The 25,969-nt window shown below is 63.4% G+C and carries 28 protein-coding genes and 1 tRNA gene; 18 read left to right on the top strand and 11 right to left on the bottom strand.

All coding sequences use genetic code 11. From position 1 onward, the window contains the following. On the top strand, positions 1-1,098 hold the full coding sequence (gene lptG, locus Q9K02_RS03620) for an LPS export ABC transporter permease LptG (protein ID WP_305931661.1): 1,098 nt from the start codon (positions 1-3) through the stop codon (positions 1,096-1,098). Continuing rightward, positions 1,095-1,613 (top strand): GNAT family N-acetyltransferase, encoded by a 519-nt coding sequence (locus tag Q9K02_RS03615; RefSeq protein WP_305931660.1) that lies wholly within the window; start codon positions 1,095-1,097, stop codon positions 1,611-1,613. Before lptG ends, Q9K02_RS03615 begins: the two co-directional genes overlap by 4 nt. On the opposite strand, the gene Q9K02_RS03610 is transcribed toward Q9K02_RS03615, so the two are convergent. Further along, complete coding sequence (locus tag Q9K02_RS03610) at positions 1,614-2,708, bottom strand: fatty acid desaturase family protein (protein WP_422785405.1); 1,095 nt, start codon at positions 2,706-2,708, stop codon at positions 1,614-1,616. 179 nt (positions 2,709-2,887) lie between these two features. Here Q9K02_RS03610 and Q9K02_RS03605 point away from each other — a divergent pair, with 179 nt between their 5' ends. Together Q9K02_RS03605 and Q9K02_RS03600 are read left to right on the top strand one after the other, a co-directional pair. After that, the gene (locus tag Q9K02_RS03605) at positions 2,888-4,027 is read left to right on the top strand and encodes an N-acetyltransferase (protein WP_305931659.1); all 1,140 of its coding nucleotides are present in this window, start codon (positions 2,888-2,890) and stop codon (positions 4,025-4,027) included. A gap of 120 nt (positions 4,028-4,147) precedes the next feature. Then, the gene (locus tag Q9K02_RS03600) at positions 4,148-4,585 is read left to right on the top strand and encodes a response regulator (protein WP_305931658.1); all 438 of its coding nucleotides are present in this window, start codon (positions 4,148-4,150) and stop codon (positions 4,583-4,585) included. 269 nt (positions 4,586-4,854) lie between these two features. On the opposite strand, the gene Q9K02_RS03595 is transcribed toward Q9K02_RS03600, so the two are convergent. Then, complete coding sequence (locus Q9K02_RS03595) at positions 4,855-5,601, bottom strand: Crp/Fnr family transcriptional regulator (protein ID WP_305931657.1); 747 nt, start codon at positions 5,599-5,601, stop codon at positions 4,855-4,857. Between the two features lie 143 nt (positions 5,602-5,744). Between Q9K02_RS03595 and Q9K02_RS03590 the strand changes: the two genes are divergently transcribed. After that, positions 5,745-6,536, top strand: a complete 792-nt coding sequence (locus Q9K02_RS03590; protein WP_305931656.1) for a response regulator — start codon at positions 5,745-5,747, stop codon at positions 6,534-6,536. A gap of 90 nt (positions 6,537-6,626) precedes the next feature. On the opposite strand, the gene Q9K02_RS03585 is transcribed toward Q9K02_RS03590, so the two are convergent. Then, complete coding sequence (locus Q9K02_RS03585) at positions 6,627-8,249, bottom strand: CHASE domain-containing protein (RefSeq protein ID WP_305931655.1); 1,623 nt, start codon at positions 8,247-8,249, stop codon at positions 6,627-6,629. Between the two features lie 284 nt (positions 8,250-8,533). On the opposite strand from Q9K02_RS03585, the gene Q9K02_RS03580 reads away from it, so the two are divergent. From Q9K02_RS03580 to Q9K02_RS03570, 3 genes are all read left to right on the top strand, one after another. Beyond that, positions 8,534-8,686 carry a NepR family anti-sigma factor gene (locus Q9K02_RS03580; RefSeq protein ID WP_305931654.1) on the top strand — a complete coding sequence of 51 codons (153 nt, stop codon included), beginning with the start codon at positions 8,534-8,536 and terminating at the stop codon, positions 8,684-8,686. Continuing rightward, positions 8,686-9,294: a sigma-70 family RNA polymerase sigma factor gene (locus Q9K02_RS03575; RefSeq protein ID WP_305931653.1), complete on the top strand. Its 609-nt coding sequence runs from the start codon at positions 8,686-8,688 to the stop codon at positions 9,292-9,294. Before Q9K02_RS03580 ends, Q9K02_RS03575 begins: the two co-directional genes overlap by 1 nt. 61 nt (positions 9,295-9,355) lie before the next feature. Next, complete coding sequence (locus Q9K02_RS03570) at positions 9,356-10,531, top strand: AI-2E family transporter (RefSeq protein ID WP_305931652.1); 1,176 nt, start codon at positions 9,356-9,358, stop codon at positions 10,529-10,531. A 67-nt stretch (positions 10,532-10,598) separates the two neighbouring features. Here Q9K02_RS03570 and Q9K02_RS03565 read toward each other — a convergent pair whose 3' ends face one another. Then, positions 10,599-11,210, bottom strand: coding sequence for a superoxide dismutase (locus Q9K02_RS03565; protein ID WP_305931651.1), 612 nt, complete (start codon positions 11,208-11,210; stop codon positions 10,599-10,601). Between the two features lie 172 nt (positions 11,211-11,382). Here Q9K02_RS03565 and glmM point away from each other — a divergent pair, with 172 nt between their 5' ends. The 3 genes from glmM to thiD are packed head-to-tail and all read left to right on the top strand — an operon-like array spanning position 11,383 to position 13,747. Beyond that, positions 11,383-12,720 carry a phosphoglucosamine mutase gene (glmM, locus tag Q9K02_RS03560; RefSeq protein WP_305931650.1) on the top strand — a complete coding sequence of 446 codons (1,338 nt, stop codon included), beginning with the start codon at positions 11,383-11,385 and terminating at the stop codon, positions 12,718-12,720. Next, on the top strand, positions 12,720-12,947 hold the full coding sequence (locus Q9K02_RS03555) for a DUF1272 domain-containing protein (protein WP_305931649.1): 228 nt from the start codon (positions 12,720-12,722) through the stop codon (positions 12,945-12,947). The genes glmM and Q9K02_RS03555 overlap by 1 nt, the downstream gene beginning before the upstream one ends. Then, complete coding sequence (thiD, locus tag Q9K02_RS03550; RefSeq protein ID WP_305931648.1) at positions 12,944-13,747, top strand: bifunctional hydroxymethylpyrimidine kinase/phosphomethylpyrimidine kinase; 804 nt, start codon at positions 12,944-12,946, stop codon at positions 13,745-13,747. The genes Q9K02_RS03555 and thiD overlap by 4 nt, the downstream gene beginning before the upstream one ends. Before the next feature lie 21 nt (positions 13,748-13,768). Here the strand turns inward: thiD and Q9K02_RS03545 are convergent, their stop codons facing one another. Together Q9K02_RS03545 and Q9K02_RS03540 are read right to left on the bottom strand one after the other, a co-directional pair. Then, positions 13,769-14,656 carry an LOG family protein gene (locus Q9K02_RS03545; protein WP_305931647.1) on the bottom strand — a complete coding sequence of 296 codons (888 nt, stop codon included), beginning with the start codon at positions 14,654-14,656 and terminating at the stop codon, positions 13,769-13,771. A gap of 51 nt (positions 14,657-14,707) precedes the next feature. After that, positions 14,708-14,783, bottom strand: a tRNA-Trp gene (locus Q9K02_RS03540). An 85-nt stretch (positions 14,784-14,868) separates the two neighbouring features. Between Q9K02_RS03540 and aat the strand changes: the two genes are divergently transcribed. Then, complete coding sequence (aat, locus tag Q9K02_RS03535; RefSeq protein ID WP_305933435.1) at positions 14,869-15,567, top strand: leucyl/phenylalanyl-tRNA--protein transferase; 699 nt, start codon at positions 14,869-14,871, stop codon at positions 15,565-15,567. Here aat and Q9K02_RS03530 read toward each other — a convergent pair. The 4 genes from Q9K02_RS03530 to Q9K02_RS03515 are packed head-to-tail and all read right to left on the bottom strand — an operon-like array spanning position 15,492 to position 17,532. After that, positions 15,492-16,004, bottom strand: a complete 513-nt coding sequence (locus Q9K02_RS03530; protein WP_305931646.1) for a DUF2155 domain-containing protein — start codon at positions 16,002-16,004, stop codon at positions 15,492-15,494. The genes aat and Q9K02_RS03530 overlap by 76 nt on opposite strands. 2 nt (positions 16,005-16,006) lie before the next feature. Continuing rightward, positions 16,007-16,405 carry an NADH:ubiquinone oxidoreductase subunit NDUFA12 gene (locus tag Q9K02_RS03525; RefSeq protein WP_278327769.1) on the bottom strand — a complete coding sequence of 133 codons (399 nt, stop codon included), beginning with the start codon at positions 16,403-16,405 and terminating at the stop codon, positions 16,007-16,009. A gap of 60 nt (positions 16,406-16,465) precedes the next feature. Continuing rightward, a complete protein-coding gene (locus tag Q9K02_RS03520; RefSeq protein WP_305931645.1) occupies positions 16,466-16,951 on the bottom strand; it encodes a DUF192 domain-containing protein in 486 nt (161 codons plus the stop codon). Then, on the bottom strand, positions 16,951-17,532 hold the full coding sequence (locus tag Q9K02_RS03515) for a regulatory protein RecX (RefSeq protein WP_305931644.1): 582 nt from the start codon (positions 17,530-17,532) through the stop codon (positions 16,951-16,953). The genes Q9K02_RS03520 and Q9K02_RS03515 overlap by 1 nt, the downstream gene beginning before the upstream one ends. Positions 17,533-17,665: 133 nt before the next feature. Here Q9K02_RS03515 and Q9K02_RS03510 point away from each other — a divergent pair, with 133 nt between their 5' ends. The 6 genes from Q9K02_RS03510 (at position 17,666) to Q9K02_RS03485 (ending at position 25,084) form a co-directional block, all read left to right on the top strand. Further along, positions 17,666-19,399, top strand: coding sequence for a fatty acyl-AMP ligase (locus tag Q9K02_RS03510; protein WP_305931643.1), 1,734 nt, complete (start codon positions 17,666-17,668; stop codon positions 19,397-19,399). Positions 19,400-19,549: 150 nt separating this feature from the next. Then, entirely contained in the window at positions 19,550-20,764 is a 1,215-nt protein-coding gene (locus Q9K02_RS03505; protein ID WP_305931642.1) for a toxic anion resistance protein, read from the top strand. 10 nt (positions 20,765-20,774) lie between these two features. Beyond that, positions 20,775-21,533, top strand: a complete 759-nt coding sequence (locus Q9K02_RS03500) for a hypothetical protein (protein WP_305931641.1) — start codon at positions 20,775-20,777, stop codon at positions 21,531-21,533. Beyond that, positions 21,533-21,844: a polyhydroxyalkanoic acid system family protein gene (locus Q9K02_RS03495; RefSeq protein ID WP_305931640.1), complete on the top strand. Its 312-nt coding sequence runs from the start codon at positions 21,533-21,535 to the stop codon at positions 21,842-21,844. Before Q9K02_RS03500 ends, Q9K02_RS03495 begins: the two co-directional genes overlap by 1 nt. Positions 21,845-22,157: 313 nt before the next feature. Continuing rightward, entirely contained in the window at positions 22,158-22,532 is a 375-nt protein-coding gene (locus Q9K02_RS03490; protein ID WP_305931639.1) for a heme oxygenase-like domain-containing protein, read from the top strand. Next, positions 22,529-25,084 (top strand): HWE histidine kinase domain-containing protein, encoded by a 2,556-nt coding sequence (locus Q9K02_RS03485; RefSeq protein WP_305931638.1) that lies wholly within the window; start codon positions 22,529-22,531, stop codon positions 25,082-25,084. Before Q9K02_RS03490 ends, Q9K02_RS03485 begins: the two co-directional genes overlap by 4 nt. Before the next feature lie 27 nt (positions 25,085-25,111). Here Q9K02_RS03485 and Q9K02_RS03480 read toward each other — a convergent pair whose 3' ends face one another. Further along, on the bottom strand, positions 25,112-25,744 hold the full coding sequence (locus Q9K02_RS03480; protein ID WP_305931637.1) for a TonB family protein: 633 nt from the start codon (positions 25,742-25,744) through the stop codon (positions 25,112-25,114). Positions 25,745-25,969 lie beyond the last annotated feature (225 nt).

Genomic DNA, 25,969 nt, shown 5'->3' with positions numbered 1-25,969 from the left:
ATGCAATTCGATTTCTTCCCGTCCAAGACGCTGACGGTCTATCTCGCCAAGCTGTTCGTGGTGCGCATCCTCGCCATGCTGTTCATGCTGGTGCTGGTGCTGATGATGCTCGACCTGCTGTCCAACAGCGGGAAGATCCTCGCCGTCGAGGGCAATGGCCAGGGCCAGCTGCTGACCTATGCGGGCCTCAGGATACCGCAGCTGGTCCAGAGCTTCCTGCCCTATTCGGTGCTGCTGGCGACACTGATCACGCTGGTCGCCCTGAACCAGAACAGCGAGGTCATCGCGATGAAGGCGGCGGGGCTTTCGGCGCATCAGGTGCTGGCGCCGCTGCTGCTGACTGCCGGGATAGTCTCGCTGCTGAGCTTCGCGTTCAACGAGCAGATCACGACGCGGGCGACCGCCACGCTGAAAGCTTGGGAGGCGGTCGAATACGGGGCCATTCCGCAAGAGACCGACGTGCGCGCCAACGTCTATCTCACCGACGGCACGGGCGTGCTGAGCGCGGCCAACCTCACCGGCTCCGGCAGCGACATCGCAATGACCGATGTCACCTGGTACAATCGCAACGCGGACGGCACGATCCTCGAGCAGGTCGATGCCGGGCGGGCGACCTTTGCCGCCCCCGGCTGGCGGCTGGAGGGTGCGACGCGGTTCAGCGTGCAGAATGCCGTGACCGAAGAGCTCGATACGCTGGTGGTCGGCGAAGGTCTGACACCGGCGCAGATCGATCTTGCCAAGGTCGATCCGGAGACCCAGCCCTTTTGGGAATTGTCGGACTCCATCGATGCCTATGAAAAGGCCGGCCGGCGCACCGCCGAATTGCGCGCCAAGTGGTGGCACAAGATCTCCGGGCCGCTGTCCGCCTTCCTCATGCCGCTGCTCGGTGCAGTGGCGGCCTTCGGCCTCGCCCGCTCGGGACAGCTGTTCCTGCGGGCGGTCATCGGCATGGCGCTGGGTTTTGCGTATTTCGTAGTCGACAATGCCGCGCTCGCCATGGGCAGCTTCGGCGGCTACCCGCCCTTCCTCGCCGCCTGGGCGCCGTTTTTGCTGTTTGTCCTGATCGGCGAGACGGTCCTCGTGCGGACGGAGGAATGAGCAGCTGGCATATCCGGCTGGCGCGGGCGGAGGATGCGGAAGGGTTCCACGAGGTCGAGGACGATGCCGCCCGGCTCCTCCGCGAAGAGCCCTCGCTGGAGGGCGTCCCGGTCCCGCCGTCCGAAAGCGCCGATCACTATCGCCGCCTGATCCGCAAGGGCCACTGCCTGACGGCCTACGAAGGCGAGCGCGTGGTCGGTTTCGCCGCAGCCGCGCCCATTCGCCGGGAGTTGCACCTTGCCGAAATCAGCGTTGCGCGCACGCACCAGCGCTGCGGCATCGGGGCGACACTGCTGGAAGCACTGGCGATCGATGCGGCGAATTCCGGTTTCCGCGCAATCACGCTCAACACCTATATCGACATCCCCTGGAACGCGCCGTTCTACGCACGCCACGGGTTCGTAGAATTGCAGGATTTCGATGGCCGCCCGCATCTGGCGGAATCGCTAGAAAAAGCCGTCGAACTGGGCCTGCCGCGCGAACGGCGCTGTGCGATGATCCGGTTTCTCGGCTGATCAGCCGCGCGGCGTCATCGTGCTGCGCGCGATCCGTCCCACCAGCGTCGCCATGCCCTTATGGTTGGCGCCGTGATAGGTCGAACTCACGCCAAGCTCACGGGCGAGACGGCGGTGCGCTTCGGGCAGCGAGTGATAGGGCATCGACGGCATCAGGTGGTGCAGCGCATGATAGCGCAAGCCCACCGGCGCCCAGATTTCCGCCGCATAGCCCGGCGGCGGCACGTTGACGCTATCGAGGAATTGCGCCGTGACGGTCATCGCCTCGCCCTCGTTCTCCCACAGATGCGCCACGAGCGTGCGCAGCTGGTTGAGCAGCGCCGTCACCGAAAGTATCGCTCCGGCAGTTACCAGCGGTGCCCAGCCGAGCCAGAATACGCTACCGACCAGTGCCCATGCCCACAGCATACCGCCCAGCTCCTGCCAGAAAACGCGCTTCGAGATATCGCCTTCGGGCGGACGGCGGCGGAATTCGGGATTGATCGAGAGCGAGGAGGCGCGCTGCCACACGAACTTGCGGACCGGCGGCAAGATCGCACCGAGGGGCACGAGCAGGCCGAAGCGCACGATCAACCCGATCGGCGCCAGCAGCGAAACCAGCACGAACAGCGGCAGGCTCCACAGCTTCATCAGAGCGAGCGGCAAGTACTCCGGGTCCTCGACGGTGCCGTATTGCGTGCGCTTGTGGTGCAGCGTGTGCACGCCTTCGTACATGAAAGACGGCACCAGCAGGGGGATGCCGACCAGCAGGTTCCAGCCCAACCGAAAACCCGGCAGCGCGTTCTTGTGAATGTGCGTGAGCTCATGGATGAACATCAGCGCGCGGTAGAAGGCGAGCGCGCCAACGATGCCGAAAGCGATCTTCTCCAGCGCCCCGTCGACCAGTATCGCAGCCGCAATTGCAACGTAGCCGAGCAGCGCGGAGCCGATCATGTCAGGCCAGTAAATCGCGGGCCGCGCTTCGGCGATGTCCTTGGTCAGGTCGCGCGCGGCGCGCAGCATCGCCTTGTCATCCGGCATTTGCGCATGCCAGCCGGCGCCCGCATCGCGGCGTGCGACGAAATCGTCGGAAGGCATGGGCTGGTGGGCGTTCATCTCTCGATTTCCTTGGAGGTCCCCTACCGCAAAAGGGGCGCGGAATACAGCGGGCGCTTGCGATCATTGTGATCGACGGTGCGCGGGGGCCGCGGGGTCATTCCTTGACAAAGATCATTCAGCACACAACGGGCTAACGCAGACTGAACGGGAGTGTTTTGGTGTCGGCAGGCGAAATAGTGATCGAACCCGTCGAAGGCAAGCAAGGGCGCGCCCGCTTCGTCGACCTCGGCCGCGCCTTCGCCGCGCGCGAACCGCATGCCGTACCGCAATTACGCTCGGAGCAGCTGGAACTGGTCGAGCCGGGCAAGAACCCGTTCTTCGGCCATGCCAGCCACCAACTGTTCGTCGCCACACGGGGTGGCCGCGATGTCGGGCGAATCTCCGCGCATATCGACCATCTCGCGCTCGAATTGCCGCCCGAGCAGGGCATGGGACCAGGCACGGGCATGTTCGGCTATTTCGATGCTGAAGACGAAGCAGTCGCCGGAGCACTTCTGGCGCGAGCCGAGGACTGGCTGCGCACACAGGGCATGACGCATGTCATCGGCCCGATTTCCATGTCGGTCTGGGAAGAGCCCGGCCTGCTCGTGAAAGGGCAGGACCACGCACCGACGATCATGATGGGACATCATCCGGCCGCCTATGCCGGGTGGATCGAGAGCGCGGGATACAAGCGCGAGAAAACGCTGCTGACCTACGATCTCGACGTCACGGAGGATTTTCCGCCGCTGATCCGCCGCATCGTGCAATCGGGCCAGCGCAACGAGCGAATCCGCATCCGCCCGGTCGACAAGTCCCGTTGGGCCGAAGAGGTCGAGATCGTTCTGAGCATCCTCAACGATGCATGGTCGAAGAACTGGGGCTTCGTCCCCTTCACGCCCGAAGAAATCGCCTATGCCGGCAAGAAGCTGAAGCCGATCATTCATGAGAACCTCAACATGATTGCCGAACTGGATGGCCGCCCGGTGGCATTCATGCTGACTTTCCCCGACGTAAACGGCGTATTGAAGCAGACCGGCGGCAAGCTGCTGCCTTTCGGCTGGGTGCGGATGCTTCGCTGGCTGCGCAAGCCGACCGGGTCCGACATGCGCGTGCCCCTGATGGGGGTCCTCAGGGAACTGCATAACTCGCGCCTCGCCAGCCAGCTCGCTTTCATGATGATCAGCCAGATCCGAGTGAACGCGGTCGAGGCCTATGGCGCGAAGCGGGCGGAGATCGGCTGGATCCTCGACGACAACCAGGGAATGAAGGCGATAGCCGATGCGATCGACAGTTCCGTAAACCGCGAATACGTGATTTATCGCAAGCCGTTATAGCGCAGCGCTGTTGCATCGCGGACACGCAGGCGCTGCGTTCATCATCGGGCCGGAACACACTGCGCCCCTGCACCGTTAGGCGACACACGGGCAATCGCCCGCCCATTCGATCGCCAGACAATGCCAGACGCACCCGCAACCACGAAAACAGACCTGCCGCCCCTTCCCGACCGCGTTTTGATCGTGGAGGACGATGCGATCATCGGCTTGGCGCTCGAGGACGCACTGGCCGATGCGGGCGTGCGAAATGTCGAGATCAGCACGACCACGGAACAGGCGCTCGATGCGCTGCGCCGCGAACGCCCCGATGCCATAGTGCTCGACGTGCATCTGGCCGATCGCGACGACGGCTGGGCGATCGCGGAGCTCGTGAAGACCTTGGGGCCGGACAGCCCGCGCATCGTGTTTTCGACCGGGGCGCCGCAGGATATTCCCGAAGGGGTCGCCGAGATGGGCTGCGTCCTCGCCAAGCCTTACGATATCGAAACGCTGATCGACTTGCTCCGCGAGCCCAAGCGCCGCGGCATCATTTCGCGCCTGCGCGGTCGGCTCCGCTGAATTTTACAAATCGCTGGAGAAAGGAGACGTCGCACCCGCGGCGCACCAGCACATGCTTGCCCTCGCCGGGCAAAAATCACGATCCACGAAAAAAGGCCTCCACCGGATTTTTCCAATGGAGGCCTTTCGGGATCGTATCACCAGCCGCTTGGACGGGAGGGGGGTCTCGGCGGTGACATAGACTAAATGACCGGCCTGAAATCCGGTTCCATGGAAAGCGAAAAAATTTTCGCGTCGTCCGGAAGACCCGGAAAACCGCAGTTCTCGCTTTATATGAACGGCCGCAGGCTGTTGTCGTCACGTTCGAATTGCGCGACCTTGCAGGCTGCATCCATGTCCGGCACGCAGATTTCGCGTGACTTCCAAATAACCAGCCCTTCGCGCTCCAGCTGTCGGATGGTGCGGTTGGTGTGGACGAGCGACAGGCCGAGCATATCGGCGATCTGCGCCTGCTTGATCGGAAGGTGCAGCACATTGTCCCGCGCCGCGAGTCCGGTCTCGAGGGCGCGATCGACCAACCAGACCGCCAGATAGGTCACTCGCTCGCGCGCGCTGCGCTGCCCTAGCGCCACGATATGGTCTTCCAGGAGGCGCTCTTCCTTCGCTGCCAGCCAGGTAATGTCGTAACCGAGGCGCGGATGCTGGGAGATCAGTTCGATGAAGTCCCGGCGCTTGAACGTGCACAGGCGTGCGTCGGTAAGCGCTTCGACCGAATGGCTCGCCGGCTCGTCGAACGCGCCCTGCAATCCGCTCAGGTCGCCGGGGAACATGAAGCTGACAATCTGGCGGCGTCCGTCATCGAGCGTGCGGAACCGGATCAGGACCCCCTCGATAAGGGTGTAGAGGCGATTGCCCTCGTCGCCCTGTTCCAGCAGACTCTCGCCACCCTCAAGCGCAATCTCGCCTTCCTTGAATTCGCCCATGTAAGCCAGTTGCTGCGGCTGGAGCGGGCGCAACCCCGGCCTGCTCTGGAGCGGGCAATTCTCGCAGCTGTACGGATTTGCAACCTCGTGCATGCAATATCTCCCCTCTTCGCGACAGACGGGCTCCAAACCGCCTGCACTCGCATGTCGTTCGTCCTTACTACACAACGCGCCGCGGAAAGGAACCAAGATGGATGCAGGGCGTTCAATGCGCGCACTTAACCAAAAGGGGTCTTATGTCGCTTGGTGATCAAATTGCCCGCAACCTTCCGTATCTGCGTCGTTATGCGCGCGCACTGACCGGCTCGCAGGCCACGGGCGACGCGTTCGTACGCGCCACGCTCGAGGCGGCGCTAGCCGATGAAAGTCTCAAGGCATCGCTCGAAGGGGGGCGCGTACCGCTCTACCGGGCGTTCAACAAGGTATGGGCCAGCGCCTATATGGATGTGTCCGAGCCGGATTCCGGCGAAAGCCACGAAGGCGCGGCGCACGACCGCTTGAAATCCATCACGCCGCTCAACCGCCAGGCCCTGCTCCTGACCACGCTCGAGGATTTTTCGGTTGAGCAGGCAGCGGACATCATGGAAATGGAGCCTGAAGAGATCGAGCGGCTCGTCCAGGAGGCTGTCGGCGAAATCGACAAGGAATCCGCGACCAGCGTGCTGATCATCGAGGACGAGCCGCTCATTTCGCTGCAGCTCGAGGATCTCGTGACCTCGCTCGGCCATGAAGTTTGCGGCACGGCCGCCACGCGGACGCAGGCACAGGAAGTCGTGGCGGATAAAACGCCCGGCCTTGTGCTGGCCGACATCCAGCTTGCCGACGGTTCGTCTGGTCTCGATGCGGTGGACGATATTCTTGCAATCAGCAGCGTACCGGTGATCTTCATCACGGCCTATCCTGAAAGGCTGTTGACCGGCGACCGGCCCGAGCCGACCTATCTGGTGACCAAGCCCTTCCAAGAACAGACCGTTCGCGCTGCCATCAGTCAGGCGCTCTTCTTCGGATCGAGCAGGCCCTTGGGCTGATCCTGAAAACAGTCATCGCTGAATGATCCGAAAGGCCCGCCGTAATCCGGCGGGCCTTTTTTGTCATTACGCACGCAGTAGAGGGGCCGCCTAGCTTTCGTCGTGCGGGGTGGGTTTGCTGCCGGTCTGGTAGGCCGCCCGCAGGGCAAACTCGCTCGGTTGGCGGACGGGGACCAACAGCGTGCAGCACACGCCGCGCTCGTCGAACACCAGTTCGACCGGATGGCGCAGTTCATGCGCCACAATCTTCTCGATCAGTTCGGTGCCGAAGCCGCGTCGCTCGGGCTTGACGACGGTCGGCCCGCCGCGCTCGGTCCACTCCACTTTGGCGAGGCGCTCGTTGACCTTGGCCCATTGGACTTCGACCCGCCCGCCGTCGACGCTGAGCGATCCGTATTTCGCCGCATTCGTGGCAAGTTCATGGATGGCGAGACCGAAGCTCAACGCATCGTTGGGCGCGAGATCGACATCCGGCCCGTCGAGCACCACTTCGTGCTCCGCATTGCGCGAATAGGGCGCCAGTTCCACCTCCACCACGGAGCGGATCGGCGTCGTGCCCCATTCGGACTGGGTTAGCAGATCATGCGTCGCCGAAAGCGCGCGGATGCGCCCGTCGATCCCTTCGGCGAATTCGTCGAGATCGCTGGCCCGGCGACGGGTCAGCGAAACGATCGAAAGCACGTTGGCGAGTGTATTCTTCACGCGGTGATTAAGCTCGCGCGTGAGCGAATCGCGAATGGAATTCTGCTGCGCGAACCAGTCGAGAGAACGGCTGTCCTCCATCGCTTGCTGGGCCAGCAGGCGCGCGACCAGCATCAGCAGGCTTGCTACCGCCAGGCCGAACAGCAGCGTAATCATGGACATCATCGACAACGCTTCGTCGCGACCGGACTCGACCATCAGAAGCATGTTGCGATTGGCGATTTCGACTTCGCGCTCGACCACGTTCGGCGAACTGCGCCAGCCCGGCAGTTGAGCGAGAAGAGTGCGTTCTCCGCCTTCAACATCGTACAATCGAGCGGACAGCCCGTCGTAGCTCACCAGTTCAGCGGCCGAAGCCAAGAACTGCGGACCGTTGAACGGGCTATAGATGAAGCCCTTCAAATTTTGCCCCGATCCGCTTGAATCGAAAACCGGCATGAAGATGATGAAGCCGGGTTCATTGCCACCGCCTTCTTGCACAAGAACGATCCGGCCGCTGGCGATCGGTCGTTGTTCACGCTCGGCCAGATCCATGGCTGCCCGGCGGACCGGTTCGGAATACATATCGTACCCCAACGCGCGGCGGTTCCGCAGCGTATCGGGTTTCAGATACAATATCGGCACGAGCATAGGGCGCGGCTTCGCAGCCAGAGACGGCGTGATTTTTACATCCGACACTCGGCCTTCGGACAGCCTTTCCTCAAACGTGGGGACTTCCGGCGCCATGATCGCTGGCGCCCAGCCGATGCCCTCGGCTCCGCGAAAGTTTGAATCGAGCCGCAGTTCTTCGACAAACCTCCGGAAAAGTGTTCCTGTTACTTCGTCCTGAGTGCTCAGAAGAGCCGCACCTGCACGAAGATAGGAGGTGCTTGAGAAGGCTCGCCGCTCGATCGCCGATGCCATCGCCATGGTCCGGCGGTTGATATCGGCTTCGTCGCGCTCTGCCTCGCCGCGTTCGATGCCAAAGACGCTGGTCACGGTAATCGCCATGACCATAAGGAATATGACCACGGGCGCCGCGCGCGGGTATTCGGCCAGCAATCGCCGGCGGCTACCCTTTCGTTCGAATTCCTCGGTTCCCAGCGCGAACCCCTGTTATCATTTGATGGCGTGCCTGTAGTATGTCGCGCCCTGCGTTTGGTTCCATGACACATTTTCGCGGGAACCAGAGGGCATCGACCGCGTTCCGCCTCCACACACGGGTTCGATTCTGCGCTCTCACACTGATGGCGAAGTGCGCGAAAGGGTCGTAGAGGGAATAATTCTGGATCGATATGAATTCCGACAAATCACACATGCCATCCCCCCGCGGCGGATCGACCGCGAAGAAGGACGGCAATGATCCCGAATGGGCGAACGGTTTGCGCAAGCTATATGATTCTGTAGTGGACGAACCGCTGCCGGACAGCTTCAAGGATCTTCTCGAGCAACTGGATACGAAGGACTGATGGGAGGCACAGAACGAACGGCCTCCGAGAAGGCCGACTTCAAGCGGGAACTGACGGAAGTCGTCCCGCACCTGCGTGCGTTTGCGCGCGGGCTCTGCGGCCGTGCGGACATGGCAGACGACCTCGTGCAGGAAACCCTGCTTAAGGCGTGGGCCGCGCAGGAACGGTTCCAGCCGGGCACCAGCATGCGCGCATGGACCTTCGTGATCCTGCGCAATGCCTATCTCACCGACATGCGGCGCAATCGCTTCCGCGGTGAGTATGACGAGACCGTGGCTGAGCGCATCCTGACGGCCCCTGCCGGGCAGGAAGAGCCGATCCATCTGTCGGACATGCACCGGGCCCTGTTGACGCTGCCGCCGGAACGTCGCGAAGCGCTATTGCTCGTCGGCGCAGGCGGCTTTTCCTACGAGGAAGCGGCCACGATCTGCGACTGCGCCGTCGGTACGATCAAGAGCCGTGTCGGGCGCGCGCGTGCTGCGCTGAACACGATGCTCAGCGATGGCTCGATCCCCAAGCGCTCGCTCCAGGACGATGCGGCGCACCGGGCGATCCTCGAAGAACTCGACGACGTCGCCGCAGGCAACGGCATTGCCGCGCGCAGCTGACGCAGGCGCAGACCGCACTGTAAACTTGTCAGAAATTGCCGTGCGCGGCAGATAAGGCGCGATGGACGACAGCGAAGCTCCCGCACCGGTCGAACCGACGCCTGCGCGCGCGGGCCGCTCGCGGCGGCTCGCCTTTGCGGAGCAGGAGCTGCGGCTCATTTCCTCGCTGGTGCTGCTGATCGGCCTCGGCCTATTCTTCGCACTGCCCTTCGTCCTGTCGATCGGCGCCGTCGTATTCCTGCCTTTGGTGACGGCGCTTGTGTTGACCGTGATCCTTTCCCCGCTCGCCGACAAATTGAACGGCTGGGGCCTGCCCAATGCGATCGCTTCGCTCGTCGCGCTGCTGATATTCTTCGCCGTGCTGCTGCTCGCCCTAGCGCTTATTCTCCAGCCGGCAGTGGCGCTGTTCGACGATGTGCCGGCGATGGCCAACCAGGTGATGGACCGGTTCGGCGAATTGCAGCGCCAGTTCGCCTGGGTTGCGCAGATCAACGAGCAATTGGCCGAATTGATGAACCGCGAAGGCGGGCGCGAGGTGGTTCTCGCCAGTCCGAGCCTGCTGGAAGAGCTGGCTTTCGCGACGCCCGGCGTAGTCCTCGAAACCGTGCTTACCCTGCTGATGGCCTATTTCATGATCGAGGCACGGGTCCGCCTGCGCCAGCGCCTGCTGTTCGGCCGGGCGAGCTTCGGCACCAGCATAAAGGCGGCACGAGTGCTGCGCGAGGTGCAGGAGCGCGTCGCCGCCTATATTCTGACAGTCGGCTGGATCAACGCGCTGGTGGGCGTGGTCGTGGCACTCGGCGCGTGGGCGTTGGGCGTCGATGCACCGATCATGTGGGGCGGCCTCGCCGCGCTGCTCAATTTCCTGCCCTATATCGGACCGATCGTGATGGTCACGCTGCTGGGCCTGTTCGGCATCGGCACGGCGGACACGATCCTGCTCGGCATGGTCCCGGCGATTGCCTATCTCGCGTTGCATACGGTGGAGGCGAATGTCGTGACCCCGTCGATCCTCGGCGCGCGGTTCACCATGAACCCGGTGATGATCCTGATCGCCCTGTCCTATTTCTCGTGGATCTGGGGCGTCTTTGGTGCGCTGCTGTCGGTCCCAATACTGCTGATGCTGACCGCCCTGTTCGACCATGTCGGCAGGCCGAACCTCGTCGGCTTCATCTTCGGCGAGCCGCTGTTCGCCAGCGAAATATTCGGTGGCGACGAAACCGAGGAAAGCAGCTGAGCGCATAAGCAAAAGCCCGCCGCGCGAGTGGCGCAGCGGGCTTTCGAAATGTGTCGGAACTACTCGATCAGTTAGGATATTCCCACGTGGTTCCGCGGGCGAGGTTCTCGCTGGCGAAGCTCCAGTTGAGCTTGCCGTTCACGGCGTCGAGATAGGCGGGACGCGCGTTCTGGTGGTCGAGATAATAGGCGTGCTCCCACAGGTCGATCACGAGCAGCGGGTTTACCCCGTCCTGATCGGCCAGCGTGTCGCCGTCATGCGTTTCCTCGATGGTCAGCTTGCCGCCCTTGACCGCTAGCCATACCCAACCGCTGGCGAAATGGCCGGCGCCGCGCTCGGCGAGCTTATCCTTGAGGCCATCGACAGAACCGAAGTCGCGATCGATCATCGACTTCAGTTCGTCCGAAGCGGAGGTCTCGTCCGCCGCCATCGAGTGCCAGTAGAAGCCGTGATTCCAGCTCTGGGCCGAATTGTTGAACAGGCCCTGGTCCGACCCGCGGGCCGCGGCGATCACTTCTTCGAGGCTCTTGTCGGCATGATCGGTGCCTTCGATCGCCTTGTTGGTCTTGTCGATATAGGCCTGGTGGTGCTTGCCGTGGTGGTACGACAGCGTCTTGGCCGAAACGGCCGGTTCGAGTGCAGTGTCGTCATAGGGAAGGTCGATCAGATCGAATGCCATTGGGGGTCCCCTCTAGTCTGGCGTCGGAAAGGTAAGGTTCAGGTTTGCAACGCGCGGGGAAGCGATGGGTTGCAGCCTGTCGCCAATTCCCGCCGAAAAGATCGCGAGGGGTTTCTTTCGACCGGCATTCGCGGCACAGAGCCCGCGCGAAAGGCAGGAGTTTTCGACGCACATGGCACGCAAGTTCTTCGGCACCGACGGTATACGCGGACGCACCAACGAAGGCGTGATGACGGCCGAAACCGCCATGCGCGTGGGCCAGGCGGCGGGCACGCATTTCCTGCGCGGCGACCACCGCCACCGCGTCGTGATCGGCAAGGATACGCGCCTTTCGGGCTACATGATGGAAAGCGCGCTGGTTGCCGGTTTCACAAGCGTGGGCATGGACGTGATCATGACCGGGCCGCTGCCAACGCCAGCCATCGCGCTGCTGACCCGCGAAATGCGCGCCGACCTGGGTGTTATGATCTCCGCCAGCCACAACCCTTTCGAGGACAACGGCATCAAGCTGTTCGGCCCGGATGGCTTCAAGCTGTCGGACAATGCGGAAGTCTCGATCGAGCGATTGCTCGAACAACAGCCCCTGCTGGTTTCCGCCGACCGCATAGGCCGGGCCCGCCGGATCGACGATGCGCGCGGGCGCTATATCCATGCGATCAAGCAGTCGGTGGCCAGCGACATCCGCTTCGATGACCTGACGGTGGTGGTCGATTGCGCCAACGGCGCGGCCTATCAGGTCGCCCCATCGGTCATCTGGGAGCTGGGCGCGAAGGTTATTACGCTCGGCGTCGATCCCAACGGCACGAACATCAATGACGGCGTCGGGTCCACCTCGCTCGAAGCGATCAAGGCCAAGGTCGTCGAGGAAGGCGCGGACATCGGCATCGCGCTGGATGGCGATGCGGACCGATTGATCGTCATCGACGAGAAGGGCGAGACGGTCGACGGGGACCAGATCATGGCGCTGATCGCCTCGCGCATGCACGAGCGTGGCTCGCTGACCGGCGGCGGCGTGGTGGCGACGGTGATGTCGAACCTCGGGCTGGAGCGGTATCTCGAGAGCCTCGGCCTGACGCTGGAGCGCACCAAGGTCGGCGACCGCTATGTGCTCGAACGGATGAAGGAAGGCGGCTTCAACGTCGGCGGAGAGCAGTCGGGCCATATGATCCTGCTCGACCATGCGACCACGGGCGACGGGTCTGTCGCGGCGCTGCGCGTCCTCGCCAGCCTCGTACGCTCGGGCAAGCCGGCGAGCGAACTGCTCCATGTGTTCGATCCTGTTCCCCAATTGCTGAAGAACGTGCGCTATTCGGGCGGCAAACCGCTCGAGAACGAAACCGTGAAGCAAGTCATTGCAGAGGCCGAAGCGGAGCTTGAAGGCAAGGGTCGCCTGGTGATCCGGCCTTCCGGAACGGAACCCGTCATCCGCGTGATGGCGGAAGGCGACGATGCCGCACAGGTGGAGGCTTGCGTCGACCGGATCTGCGATGCCGTGAAGGCGGCTGCCTGATGGCGCTGGAGATGCGTCCCGATTGCGAACGCTGTGGCACGGACCTGCCCGCCGAGGCGCCCGGTGCCTTCATCTGCAGCGTCGAATGCACCTTCTGCGCCGAATGCTCCGAAGCGCTCGACGATCGCTGCCCCAATTGCGGCGGCGAATTGATGGATCGCCCGACCCGGAGCAAGGCGCTGCAGGAGAAGCTTCCCGCCTCGCAAGAGCGCAGGTTCAACGGATGAGCGCCCCTCCCCGTGTCCTCTCGATCGCCGGCTCGGACTGTTCGGGCGGGGCCGGTATCCAGGCCGACATCAAGACCATCGCCATGCTCGGCGGCTATGCGATGACCGCGATCACCGTCGTGACCGCACAGAACACGCGCGGCGTGCAGGGGGTGGAGGTCATGCATCCCGACCTCGTGCTCGACCAGGTCGATAGCTGCCTCAGCGATATCGGCGCCGATGCAATCAAGATCGGCATGCTGGGCTCGCCCGAAATCGCGATGCTGCTGGCAGAGCGCCTCGACAGTTTCGCCGGGCCGATCGTGTTCGATCCGGTCATGGTCGCGACCAGCGGTGCAGAGCTGGCAAGCGAAGCGACCATCGCCGCCTTCGGCGCGTTGATGGACATCGCCACGGTGGTCACCCCCAACTTGCCCGAACTCGCCGCGCTGACCGGTCGGGACACGCTGGCGGACGAGGACATCTACGACGCGGCCGGCGAGCTGGCGTCGCGCCATGACATGGTAATCCTCGCCAAGGGCGGGCATGGCGAGGGTGAAGAAGCCATCGACCGGATCGTTTCTGCGGCAGGCAAGATCGGCAGCTTCGGCCATGCCCGACTAGATACGCGCCACACCCACGGCACGGGTTGCACGCTATCCGCCGCGCTCGCCACGATGCTGGCCCATCGCCAACCGCTGACCCATGCCGTGCGGATCGCCCGCGCCTTTACCTTCGCGGCAATAGAGAGCGCGCCCGGCTTCGGCGAGGGTAACGGCCCGCTGGGCCATCAGGCTGTACGCTCCCTTTCCTCCGACTGATCGCTCCCAGGGCCCCGGACCCTAGCGGTCGAGTTCGTAGAAGGCGCTGATATGCGCCCAAGCCTCGTCCGCGGTTTCGCACCAGCGGAACAGGTCGAGGTCCTTCTTCGAAATCGTCCCTTCCTCGGCAATCGCCTCGAAATTCACGACGCGGGTCCAGAAATCCTTGCCGAACAGCAGGATCGGCATCGGCTTCATCTTGCCTGTCTGGATCAGCGTCAGCAGCTCGAAGAATTCGTCGAACGTGCCGAAGCCGCCAGGGAATACGGCCACCGCCTTCGCGCGTAGCAGGAAATGCATCTTGCGCAGTGCGAAATAGTGGAAGTTGAGCGACAGGTAAGGCGTCACATAGCTGTTGGGCGCCTGTTCGTGCGGCAGGATGATATTCAGCCCGATGCTCTCCCCACCCGCATCGCTGGCGCCGCGATTGGCCGCCTCCATGATCGAGGGGCCCCCGCCCGAGCAAACGACGAACTGGCGCTTGCCGTCCTCGATGATCGACTTCTCGGTGACCAGCCGCGCCAGCTTGCGCGCCTCGCCATAATATTTGCTCTTGGCGACGAGGCTCTCGACGATCTTTCGCTCGTCATCGGGCAGGTCCTTGGCCCCTTCCAGCGCTTCCTCGGCGGCTTCGGGGGGCGGGATGCGCGCGCTGCCATACATCACCATGGTCGATCCGACCCCGGCCTCGTCGAGGATCATTTCCGGCTTCAGCAGCTCCAGCTGGAAGCGCACCGGGCGCAATTCCTCGCGCAGCAGGAAGTCCTTGTCCTGGAAGGCGAGCTTATAGGCCGGATGCGCCGTCTGCGGCGTCTGCTTCGGCAAAGATTTTTCGAATTTGGCCTCTTCTTCGGCCGGGTAGAACTTGCGATCGGCGAGATCGCGTTTCCGCTTTTCTTCTTCTGTCATGCGCGGCGCGATAGGACGCGGCGCCGCGCCGGACAAGTGAGGAAAAGGAAATGGCAGGGGTGACAGGATTCGAACCCGTGGCCCTCGGTTTTGGAGACCGATGCTCTACCAGCTGAGCTACACCCCTGCAGCGACGGCGCGCTCTAATATGGGGCCGCGCGAATAGCAAGGCGGATATCATGCGTGGCGGCGAACTGGTAAGACCGCTCGCCATGCACGCCCCTGGCTCCCAACTGATTCCCGTCGACCTGCTGCTGCGCGCCTATCGCGCGGGCGTGTTTCCCATGGCCGATCATCGCAGCGACCCGGAAGTCTATTGGGTCGAGCCGCGCGAGCGGGCGATCATCCCGATGGACGGCTTCCGCCTGTCCGGGAGCCTGCGCAAAACGCTGCGGCAAGGCCGCTTCGAGGTAACGTGTGACCGCGCTTTCGGCGAAGTCATCGCCACCTGCGCCGAGCCGCGCGAAGAGCATGCGGAAAGCTGGATAAGCCACCGGATCGAGGCGAGCTATCTCGCGCTCTACCGCGCCGGTCACGCGCATTCGATCGAATGCTGGCAGGACGGCGAACTGGCGGGCGGGCTCTATGGCGTCGCTTTCGATCAGGTGTTCTGCGGGGAAAGCATGTTCAGCCGCCGGACCGATGCGAGCAAGGTTGCGCTCGCATGGCTGGTCGCCGCTATGCGCAAAGCGGGTTATCGCCTGCTCGATTGCCAGTTCATGACCGAGCACCTCGCGACGCTGGGCGCTGTGGCGCTGCCGCAGGCGGGCTATCTCGGCCTGTTGTCGGGGGCCACGGGGTCGCCGGACACGACGATCCCGGCGGCAATCCGGAGCTATTCGGAAGCTGCCTCGTCCGAGGCTTCTTCGCCCGGGAAGCTCATCGCGCAATCCTTGACCCAGACGTCGTAGATCGGGTGTTCGACGACGTTCAGGCTGGGCGAATTCTTGAACAGCCAGCCTGAGAAGATGCGGGCGAACTGGTCCTCGCTACCGCGTTGACGCACCAGCACCTGGACGAAGGCACCGGTTTCCTTCGGCATCTCCCAGGGCGCAGTGCGCTCGCAAGCCTGCAGCCGCACGATCACATCGCCAGCGCGTCGCTGCTCGCCGGGCGAAAGCTCGAACTCCTGGCTGACATTGTTGCGCTTGTTGAGGAGGCCGATGGTGGCGACCCGCTCGGCCATGGGCGTGCCGATGCCTGCTTCGTCGGCCGGGACTTCGGGCATCTCCGCCTGCTGCAGATCCTCGGGGATTTCGGTTTCCTGCGTCGCAGGCGTTTCCGGGACCTCGTCCGAACAGCCTGCGACAAGCGCCACGGTGCCTATGAGGGCGAGTGCCCCGCGCATGCTCACGCGTCCGGCGACCAAGCTTCGTAATCGCCCACCGCGCGCGCACGCTTGCCGCCGCGTTCGAGCGCGCCGGCGGGGCGATAGGCACCCGTCGTGCCCGTGGCATTCGGCGTATAGTCGGCTTCCCAGATGCGCGGGGGCGGCAGGAAGCTTTCGGGCACATCTTCGCCCGCGCCATGCAGCCAGCCGTGCCATTCGGCCGGGATGCGGCTCGCGTCGTTATTGCCTTCGTAAATCACCCAGCGCCGTTCGCGCTGACCTTCGCCGCGCTTCTTGGAGCGGTAATAGGCATTGCCCTGCGCATCGGTGCCGACATGTTCGCCATTGCGCGAGGACCACAGCATGGTGCCGATGGTGGCACCGTTCCACCAGGTGAAGATCTTGCCGAGAAAGCTCATGGCGGCGCGATTAGCGCAATCGCACGCGGGAGGGAAGCGCCGCTTTGCGCGAATTCGCCATCACCAATCCACCTTGTCGCCTGGCTCTATCCCGAGTTCGGCCGCAAGGCCGCCGCGCAGCTCCAGCACGCCGAGGACCGGGCCGACCGAGTAGACCGATTCGAGCGAATATGGCTCCGTCATCGCGGCGATATTGCTGATCCGCCCGTCCGGCCCGATGAAGATGATGTCGAGCGGCAGCGGCGTGTTCTTCATCCAGAAGCTTTGCGCCGTCGTCCCGTCATAGGGGAAGATCATGCCCGCATCGTCCGGCAGCTCGGTGCGGAACATCAGGCCGCGGCGCTGCGCTTCGGGCGTGTCGGCCAGCTCGACCGCGAAGCGGTGCGTGCCCGATGTGCCGGTCACGGTGAGCGGGATGACTTCGAGGCCGCTAACCGGATGCGTCGTCTCGGTTGCGACTTCCGCCGCAGCGCCAGTATCCGCCGCAGGTTGTGCCGAACAGGCCGCGAGAAGCGCCGCGGCGAGCCCGGCCAGGCCGCGCGCCATCAATCGTACTCCGCTGCTTCCGCGACCCACTCTTCGAGCTCCTCGATTGTCGCGGCCTCCAGTACGCGCCGCGCCGCGTCGAAATCATGGCCTGCGCGCAGCAGCGCGGCAAGCCGCTTTTCACGCAGCTTGTGCGCGGCTTCTGCATCCGGAGGCGGCGGCCCGCCATACGGGCCGAACCTTCGCCGCCGCATAAGGGCGACGATCGCCGCGCGCCGCTCGGCCTCGTCAGGAGCGAGTTTGCTCCGCACCTCTTCCCCGATCTCCGCTGCACGCAGCGCCTGTTCGACCCGCCTGCCGCCATAACCCCTGGCAAGTAAGCCCTGCGCCTTGGCGCGGCCATATGCGGCATCATCGACATAGCCCTTTTCCACAAACCGGGTGACGAGTTGCTCCACCGGCGGCTCGCCATCTTCGTCCCAGCCCCGCTCGCGCAGCTTGCGCTTCAGATAGGCGCGCAGCTTGCCGGCACTGGTGGAAAACCGCGCGACGTAAGCCAGCGCCAGCTCCTCCAGCCGGCCGGCGTCGAGGGGTTTAGGCGTGCGCTTTCTACGCCGGGACGTTGCGTCTGCATCACTCATCGGCCATATTCCTGCCACAGTCCCCATCAATTGGGAAAGACTGTGCAAGCGTCCGCACCAAGATGGGCGCTTTTCGGGAATCATGAGGGTGGCCTCGGGCGCCTACGCAATCCACGGGTATCGCTACACAATTATGACCGACGCCGCATTGACGCCGACGCCGAACGATTGCGACCTCCCCCGTCGCCGTTCCGATTTCGCGACCTTTACCGAGGCGGTGGATTACGCCGCCAGAAGCGCGAAAGGCATGAATTTCCATGACATGCGCGGCACGCTGCAGCGCGTCTACAGCTATGCCGACATGCGTGACGACGCGCTCAAGGTCGCGCGCCAGCTGGTCGCCGCCGGGATCGGCAAGGACGACCGCGTGGCGCTGGTGGCGGAAACCTGTGCCGAATTCGCTGCGCTGTTCTGCGGCTGCGTCTATGCCGGGGCCTGGCCCGTGCCGCTGCCGCTGCCGACCGGCTTCGGCGGCAAGGAAGGCTATATCGACCAGCTTGCCGTGCAGCTGGACAGCAGCGATCCGAAAATCCTGATCTATCCCGGCGAGATCGCCGAGATGGGTGCTGCGGCTGCCGACCGGCAGGGTTGCGAAGGGCAGAGCTGGGAAGATTTCGCCCTACGGCCCTATCCCGAATGCGACCTGCCCGAAGCGCGCCCCGAGGACATCTGCTACCTCCAGTATTCTTCCGGCTCGACTCGTTTCCCGACCGGCGTCGCGGTGACGCACGAGGCGCTGCTCCACAATCTCCAAGGCCATTCCATCTCGATGGACTTCCGCGGCAACGACCGTGTGGTCAGCTGGCTGCCGTGGTATCACGACATGGGGCTGGTCGGCTGTTTCCTGTCGGTAATCGCGAACCAGGCGTCGATCGACTATCTCAAGACCGAGCATTTCGCCCGCCGGCCGCTGGCATGGCTCGATCTGATCAGCCGCAACCAAGGAAGCACGCTCAGTTATTCGCCGACCTTCGGCTACGACATCTGCGCGCGGCGCATTTCCAGCCAGAGCAATGTCGGCGACCGGTTCGACCTTTCACGCTGGCGGGTCGCGGGCAATGGCGCAGACATGATCCGGCCCGACGTGATGCAGAATTTCGTCAATGCCTTTGCCGAAGCAGGCTTCAAGGCCAGTGCCTTCAACCCCAGCTACGGCCTCGCAGAAGCGACATTGGCCGTGACGGTCATGCCTCCGGGAGAAGGCATACGGGTCGAACTGGTCGAGGAAGAGCGCCTGTCGGGCCGCCCGCGCGACCTGTCGAAGCCCGCGCGCTATCGCGCCATCGTCAACTGCGGGAAGCCGATCCCCGGCATGGAGGTCGAGATCCGCGACGAGAAGGGAGCTGCCAAGGGCGACCACCAGATCGGCAAGGTCTGGTGCCGGGGCAAGAGCGTGATGCACTCCTACTTCCGCAACGAGGAAGCGACGCAGGAATGCCTAGTCGACGGCTGGCTCGATACCGGCGACATGGGCTACATGGCGGATGGCTACCTGTTCATCGTCGGCCGCGCGAAGGACATGATCATCATCAACGGCAAGAACCTCTGGCCGCAGGATATCGAATGGGCGGTGGAGCAACTGCCCGGCTTCAACCACGGCGATATCGCCGCCTTCTCGGTCGATACCGATAACGGCGAGGAAGCGCCCGCCGTGCTGGTCCATTGCCGCGTGTCCGAACCTGAGGAGCGCATCAAGCTGCGCGACCAGATCGCCGACAAGGTTCGCGGCGTGACTGGCATGAGCTGCGTGGTCGAGCTTGTGCCGCCACGCACGCTGCCGCGTACCAGTTCCGGCAAGCTCAGCCGCGCCAAGGCCAAGCGGCTTTACCTGTCGGGCGAAATCCAGCCGCTGGACCTCGCCGCCTAACGAGCCCTGCGCGGGCGACCACGGCCGAAAATGCTTGCCGAACGCGCGTCGCTGCGCGCAGGATTGCGATGCCGCCTTGAAGATCGTGTCTTACGATCCTAATACAGGTGGAGAGACCTCAGCGCCTGTAACCGGGAGACCCGCGCGACCATGAGCGACAGCAAGACGCAAACCGCGACTGCCACTGCGACCGAATTCGACCTGACGCCGCCCGATCCGGTGCCGCAGGTCGCGCCCGAGAAGGCGGCCGGCCTCGTTCCCGTGTCCGAAGAAACCAAGAGCAAGCTGGAAACCAAGGTCGACGGCTTCGTTCAGGACCTGATTTCCGCCGACGCCAATTCGCCCGAATTCGGCAAGAAGGTGGACCAGCTCACCAACATGGGCCGCAAGGAAATCATGGCGGCGGCCGGCATGTCCAACCGTTTCCTCGACCGCCCCGTGCGCGCGATGGATAAGGACGAAGGCGTGGGTGCCAATCTCGCGGAACTGCGCCGCGTGGTGGAAGATCTCGATCCCGGCAAGCGCGGCAAGCTTTCGGGAACGCGCAAGATCCTCGGCATCATCCCGTTCGGAAACAAGCTGACCAATTACTTCCGCAGCTACCAAAGCGCGCAGACGCACATCCAGTCGATCCTCTCGAACCTCGCCAGTGGCAAGGACGAGCTGATTATGGACAATGCCGCGATCGACGTGGAGCGGCAGAAGTTGTGGGAGGCGATGGGCAATCTGGAACAGATGATCCACATTTCCAACACGCTCGACGCCAAGCTCGAGGAGAAAGCCGCCGAACTTGACGCGACCGATCCCGCCAAGGCCAAGGCGGTGCGCGAGACCGCATTGTTCTACGTCCGCCAGCGCACGCAGGATTTGCTGACCCAGATGGCGGTGAGCGTTCAAGGCTATCTCGCGCTCGACCTCGTCAAGAAGAACAATGTCGAGCTGGTGAAGGGTGTCGATCGCGCCAGCACCACCACCGTCGGCGCGCTGCGCACGGCAGTGACGGTGGCGGAGGCGATGACCAACCAGCGCCTCGTGCTCGGCCAGATCACTGCGCTCAACGACACCACCGCGGGTATCATCGACAGCACCAGCACCATGCTGCGTGATCAGACCGGCAAAATCCACGAGCAGGCCGCCGCCAGCACCATCCCGCTGGAAACGCTGCAGCGGGCCTTCCAGAACATTTACGACACGATGGACGAGGTGGACGAATTCAAGGTCCGCGCGCTGGATTCCATGAAGCAGACTGTCACCCTGCTCGGGCAGGAGGTGGAGAAGTCGAAAGGCTATATCGCCCGCGCCGAAGGGCAGGCGCAGGCGCAGCAGCAGGTCGCCGACAGCGGCCTGCTGAGCATCGAGAACTGAGGCCCAACACGTGAACGACCTCACCCGAGATAGCGAGCGGCTGATCGAGCAGGGCCGCATCCTGCGCGACGACAATCGCGCGGGCGGCCGGCATCGCCGCGCACCTTCGATCGGCGACGGATCTGCCAGGCTGAAGCAGAAGAACCTGTGGTTGCGCGTGCGCAACATCGTGCTGGCGGTCTTCGCCATCTGGCTGGGTGCAGGAATTGCCGGCGCCATGTTCAGCGGTATCGGATTCTGGGGCGTCATGGCTGTCGTGGTTGCCACCGCGATCGCAATTGCGCTGTTCTCGAATTTTCCGAAGGTGAAGACGCCCAACCGGGCCGACATCAACAAGGGCAACGTCCAGCAGATGGTCGGCCGCACCGAACTATGGCTTGAAGCCCAGCGGCCCGCCCTGCCCCCGCCCGCTGCGACTATCGTCAACGACATGGGCGTGCAGCTCGATGCGCTCGGCCTCCAGCTGGAAGGGGTCGACCAGAACCATCCCAAGGCGCGCGAAGTCCGCAGCCTGATCGGCGAGCAGTTGCCGGAGATGATCGACAGCTATCGCAAGATTCCGCCGCACCTCCGCACCGAGAAGCGCGCCGGCATCACGCCCGACGAGCAACTGACAGAGGGCCTCGGCAAGATCAGCGGCGAGATCGATTCGATCACCCGCCAATTGGCCGAAGGTTCGCTCGACGACCTGGCGATCAAGCATCGCTATCTCGATTACAAGTTCGGCGCCGGCACCGAAACCAGCCCGCAACTGGAGGACAAGAGCTGATGCGCGTTCCCATCGCCCACGATTTGCCCAAGGACACCGTCCGCAACCGCCTGAAATCGCGCTCGCACAAGATTCGCGACTTCGTCCCCGGCGGCATGGCCGACGTGGAAACCAGCTGGCCGGACGAGGACTGCATGAACCTGTCAGTTTCGACCATGGGTCAGCGCGTGGACGGCAAGGTGTTGATCGAGGAAAACCAGGTCGTGTTCGAGGTAAACCTGCCCCCGGCCCTCTCCTTCGTGGAGCCGATGGTCGCGAAGGCGATCGCCAGCCAGGGCCAGCGCATGCTGGCCGACAAGAGCGGCGACTGACAACCAGCCGAAAATTGCCCATTTCCCGGAACAGAAGCTGCCCTGCTCGGTTGTTTGAGATCGGCACGATCCCCCATCCCGCGTCGCAGGCGGGTTAGGCCGTCGCGGAGGGAAAAGTCCGATTTTTGGGGGACCCACCCGTTCCATGACCGAGCGAACCACGCTCCGCATCGATCTGAATGCAGCTACCCGCGCGAGGCACGACGCGCTTGACCGGAAATTGTCGCCCCTGGCAGAGGGCCCGCACTATGCGCGATTCCTGCGTATTCAGTATGTTGTGCGCGCACCCGTTGAAAGCTGGCTTGCGGCACATGTGACGGACCCCGTCCCTCCAAGACAATCCGGCCTCATCCGCCAGGACTTGGCTGATCTGGGCGACCTGCCGCATCACGATTTGCCGATATTCAATGCAGAAGACCCGCGCGAGGCTTGGGGCGTCGCATGGACATTAGCTGGTTCCTCGCTCGGCAATAGGACCCTTTTGCACCGGCGCCGCAAGGCCGGGCTGCACGGCGCGGATCGCTTTCTCGGCGACGAAGCCATGCCGCGCTACTGGGCCGAGCTTCGCCCGCGGATCGAAGTGCCGATGGCCGAAGCTACGCATGAACACGCCATCCGCGGTGCGCGCCGCGTGTTCGACATTTTCCTTGCGGTTCATCGCTCAGCGACCGAAAGGGCCGCCGCATGAAAGCTGCCAACTACGATGTCGACCTGACGAATTGCGATCGCGAGCCGATCCACCAGCTGGGTGCGATCCAGCCCTTCGGCGCGCTCGTCGCATTCAATGCGGATTGGTTCGTGTCGCATTACTCGGCAAATTTCGGCGAGATCACCGGCTCCAGCGAGTCCGTTGAGCTGGGAATGGCGCTCAAGGACATTGTGTCGCCAAAAGCACTTCAGCGCCTGCGGAGCCTTGCCTCACAAGTTTCCGAGACCGACCAGGTCGAGCGGATGTTCGGATTCGATCTACTTGGTGACGGCAGAAGATTCGATTGCGCAATCCACTCCTCGGGCGATTACACCATTCTGGAACTCGAGCCGTACTTTGAGGGTGAGCTCGACCGCCAATTGGCCGCATTGCGCCCCGTGCTGGGCCGGTTCGAAAAGTTCAGGGATGTCCCAGCACTCGTCGGCGAAGCAGCCCGCCAGTTGCGCCACAGCCTCGATATCGACCGGGTCATGGTCTATAAATTCCATGACGACCTGTCGGGCGAAGTCGTCGCCGAGGCCAAGCGCGAGGATCTGGAAGGCTTCCACGGCCTGCGTTATCCGAAGACCGATATTCCCGCCCAGGCGCGCGAACTCTACGTTCGCAACCGTTTCCGCATTATCAGCGATGTGCATTCAGACCCGGTGCCAATCGAACCCGGCATCTCGCTCGACGGCGAACCGCTCGACCTCAGCATGAGCACGCTGCGCGCCGTGTCGCCGATCCATATCGAATATCTCAAGAACATGGGCGTCGGCGCCTCGCTGTCGATCTCGATCATCATTGGCGGCAAGTTGTGGGGCCTGTTCGCCTGCCACCATTACAGCCCCAAGCTGCTCCCTTATTCGCAGCGCACCGGCGCGGAATTGTTTTCCGAACTCTTCTCTCTGACGCTCGAGCGCGTGATCGCGAGCCAGGAAGAAGCGGTCCGCGAACAAGGTCGCAAGGTGCACGACCGCCTGATGCGCGACATCGCAGCGGGCCAGTCGCTTTCTGAAAGCCTGCCGACCATCGACCCGCTGATCCAGCGCATCGTGGAGCACGACGGGGCCAGCGTCTTCATCGACGATGTATACAATGCCCGCGGCTCGGCTCCGAACGAGGAAGAATTCCGTGCTATCGTGGGTTCGCTCAACGCGGCGGCGACCAGCCGCGTCTTCACGACCGATGCGATCGCCGATCGGATTCCGAGGGCCGAGCGTTTCGCGGACCGGGCGGTAGGCGCGATGGCCATCCCGGTGTCGCGCACCCCGCGCGACTATCTCGTACTCTGGCGCAAGCCGCTGAGCCAGGTCGTGACCTGGGCCGGGAATCCGGAAAAGCCCGTCGAATACGGCCCGAACGGTGCGCGCTTGACGCCGCGCAAGAGCTTCGAGGCTTGGCAGGAAACGGTCGATGGCAGGTCTTCGCCCTGGACGACATCCGAGAAGCAGATCGCCGAAGGCCTACGCGTCACACTGCTCGAAATTATTTTGCGCGTCACCGATGAGGCGATGCAGGAACGGGCCAAGGCCCAAGAGAAGCAGGAACTGCTGATCGCGGAACTCAATCACCGGGTTCGCAACATCCTCAACCTTATTCGCGGCCTGATCAACCAGTCGAAAAGCGACGCGAAAGACGTCGATAATTTCGCCGAGATCGTGGGCGGGCGAATTAGTTCGCTGGCCATGGCGCACGATAACATCACCAAGGGAAACTGGAGCTCCGCGCCGCTTTCGGAGCTGATCGATTCCGAAGCCCAGGCCTATCTTGCCGACAAATGCGATCGGCTGGAAATCAACGGGCCCGAAGCGATGCTTACGCCGGAAGCCTATACCGTCCTTGCGCTCGTCATCCACGAGATGATCACGAACTCGGCGAAATACGGATCGCTCAGTGATTCGACCGGACAACTGAAAATCGATGTCCGGCGAGGGGATACCGGCGATCTTGAAATCTTGTGGCACGAAAGCGGCGGTCCGCCGGTCAAACCGCCCAAGCGTCGCGGTTTCGGCAGCACGATCATCGAACGCTCGCTGCCCCACGAGCTCGGCGGCGAGGCGAGCATCGAATACAAGCTTGAAGGCGTCAGGGCGCGGTTCTGCGTGCCGGAGCGTTTCGTCGAATGGGCATCGCGCGGAGAAACGCCGAGCCCGACCAGCGTCCCCAAACCGAAGGACGATATGCCCGGAGACCTTCCTGAGAGAGTTCTGCTGGTCGAAGACAGCATGCTGATCGCGCTTGATACCGAAGACTGTCTTCGCGATCTCGGCGTGCAGACGGTCGATGTCGAGAGTAATGTCACCGGCGCGCTCGATGCCATTCGCAAGAACGCTCCCCAACTTGGGATCCTCGACTTCAACCTAGGCCAGGAGTCGAGTGAGCGTATCGCGCAAGAGCTTGTGAAACTCGGCATCCCGTTCTGGCTTGCGACCGGCTATGGCGAGATGCAGGAGCGGCTGGAAGCGCTCGGCGCGCATGGTTTGCTCACCAAGCCATACGGCCGTGAGGAGCTATCGCGCATCCTGTCGGATTACCAGCCTGCGGCCTGAGAGGTGCCGGACCCTTTTCGGTCAGAGCTAGTTGAAGAACCGCTGCTGGTAATAGAACGGCGCGGCCACCGGATCACCATTGGCATTGGTCGCAGGGCGAAAACGCAGCCGTTCGACCACCAGGCGGCATACGGCCGCGTCGGTGTCGGGAAACGGACTTGAGCGGTAAACCGAGCAATTCGTCGCCCGGCCGCTCGGCAGCACTGTCACCTTTACGATCACCGAGGTACCGATGCGCGCTTCGCGTCCGCCGGGCGGGATGGGGAAGTCGCGTGCCGAATTGAGCGCGCCGGAAACGATTTCCGGCTTCGTCACCGCGCCTCCGCCACGACCGGTCCCGCCATTTCCGCTGCCGGTGCCGAACCCTGATCCCGCAGCACCGGTGCCGTCACCCGCTTCGGTCGCGCCGGAGGTGTCCGCGGTGCCGGTCGATGCCGCGCGCGGAGCGGGCCGATCCTCGCGTAGCGGACGCCTCTGCGTGGGCGCGGTAACGGGTTTGGCGACCGCTTCGCGCGCGGGATCGCCTTGCTCGCCTTCAGGCTCGGGCTGCTGCACTTCAGGCTCAGGCTCGGGCGGCGCAGTGACGGTGACAGTGAAGGCGGAGACGACGCTCTCCTCGACGGTCGCAACCGCATTCGGCGCTAGGCTACGTATAAGCACGTAAAAGATGCCCAAATGAATCAGCACGATGGCAAGGATAACCCATGGATTGGGTTTTCTCCTGATCCCTGCGTAGCGCGTGGCTTCGTTTCCCATGGGATTTGGAACGGCCTGTCGCCCCCCGTGTTCCGCCGGACGCGGGGGGCAGGATCGTTGATCGCTGCACGAGGACAGCATGGACCGGACGCTCGCTACTCCCACGTTTTCCAGGGCCGGATATCCCCG

This window comes from Qipengyuania profundimaris, from assembly GCF_030717945.1.
GTDB lineage: Bacteria > Pseudomonadota > Alphaproteobacteria > Sphingomonadales > Sphingomonadaceae > Qipengyuania > Qipengyuania profundimaris.
Note: the sequence above shows the minus strand (reverse complement) of the source record. Positions and strands in the feature narration are given on the sequence as shown.

Excerpts from the sequence above, each read along its gene's own strand:
- Q9K02_RS03485 (WP_305931638.1), top strand. The coding sequence starts at position 22,529 with ATGAAAGCTGCCAACTACGATGTCGACCTGACGAATTGCGATCGCGAG.
- Q9K02_RS03580 (WP_305931654.1), top strand. The coding sequence starts at position 8,534 with ATGCCATCCCCCCGCGGCGGATCGACCGCGAAGAAGGACGGCAATGAT.
- glmM (WP_305931650.1), top strand. The coding sequence starts at position 11,383 with ATGGCACGCAAGTTCTTCGGCACCGACGGTATACGCGGACGCACCAAC.
- aat (WP_305933435.1), top strand. The coding sequence starts at position 14,869 with ATGCACGCCCCTGGCTCCCAACTGATTCCCGTCGACCTGCTGCTGCGC.
- Q9K02_RS03610 (WP_422785405.1), bottom strand. The coding sequence starts at position 2,708 with ATGAACGCCCACCAGCCCATGCCTTCCGACGATTTCGTCGCACGCCGC.
- Q9K02_RS03545 (WP_305931647.1), bottom strand. The coding sequence starts at position 14,656 with ATGACAGAAGAAGAAAAGCGGAAACGCGATCTCGCCGATCGCAAGTTC.
- Q9K02_RS03600 (WP_305931658.1), top strand. The coding sequence starts at position 4,148 with ATGCCAGACGCACCCGCAACCACGAAAACAGACCTGCCGCCCCTTCCC.
- Q9K02_RS03510 (WP_305931643.1), top strand. The coding sequence starts at position 17,666 with ATGACCGACGCCGCATTGACGCCGACGCCGAACGATTGCGACCTCCCC.
- Q9K02_RS03570 (WP_305931652.1), top strand. The coding sequence starts at position 9,356 with ATGGACGACAGCGAAGCTCCCGCACCGGTCGAACCGACGCCTGCGCGC.
- Q9K02_RS03505 (WP_305931642.1), top strand. The coding sequence starts at position 19,550 with ATGAGCGACAGCAAGACGCAAACCGCGACTGCCACTGCGACCGAATTC.
- lptG (WP_305931661.1), top strand. The coding sequence starts at position 1 with ATGCAATTCGATTTCTTCCCGTCCAAGACGCTGACGGTCTATCTCGCC.
- Q9K02_RS03595 (WP_305931657.1), bottom strand. The coding sequence starts at position 5,601 with ATGCACGAGGTTGCAAATCCGTACAGCTGCGAGAATTGCCCGCTCCAG.
- Q9K02_RS03495 (WP_305931640.1), top strand. The coding sequence starts at position 21,533 with ATGCGCGTTCCCATCGCCCACGATTTGCCCAAGGACACCGTCCGCAAC.
- Q9K02_RS03555 (WP_305931649.1), top strand. The coding sequence starts at position 12,720 with ATGGCGCTGGAGATGCGTCCCGATTGCGAACGCTGTGGCACGGACCTG.
- Q9K02_RS03530 (WP_305931646.1), bottom strand. The coding sequence starts at position 16,004 with ATGCGCGGGGCACTCGCCCTCATAGGCACCGTGGCGCTTGTCGCAGGC.
- Q9K02_RS03615 (WP_305931660.1), top strand. The coding sequence starts at position 1,095 with ATGAGCAGCTGGCATATCCGGCTGGCGCGGGCGGAGGATGCGGAAGGG.
- Q9K02_RS03525 (WP_278327769.1), bottom strand. The coding sequence starts at position 16,405 with ATGAGCTTTCTCGGCAAGATCTTCACCTGGTGGAACGGTGCCACCATC.
- Q9K02_RS03575 (WP_305931653.1), top strand. The coding sequence starts at position 8,686 with ATGGGAGGCACAGAACGAACGGCCTCCGAGAAGGCCGACTTCAAGCGG.
- Q9K02_RS03565 (WP_305931651.1), bottom strand. The coding sequence starts at position 11,210 with ATGGCATTCGATCTGATCGACCTTCCCTATGACGACACTGCACTCGAA.
- Q9K02_RS03515 (WP_305931644.1), bottom strand. The coding sequence starts at position 17,532 with ATGAGTGATGCAGACGCAACGTCCCGGCGTAGAAAGCGCACGCCTAAA.
- Q9K02_RS03590 (WP_305931656.1), top strand. The coding sequence starts at position 5,745 with ATGTCGCTTGGTGATCAAATTGCCCGCAACCTTCCGTATCTGCGTCGT.
- thiD (WP_305931648.1), top strand. The coding sequence starts at position 12,944 with ATGAGCGCCCCTCCCCGTGTCCTCTCGATCGCCGGCTCGGACTGTTCG.
- Q9K02_RS03520 (WP_305931645.1), bottom strand. The coding sequence starts at position 16,951 with ATGGCGCGCGGCCTGGCCGGGCTCGCCGCGGCGCTTCTCGCGGCCTGT.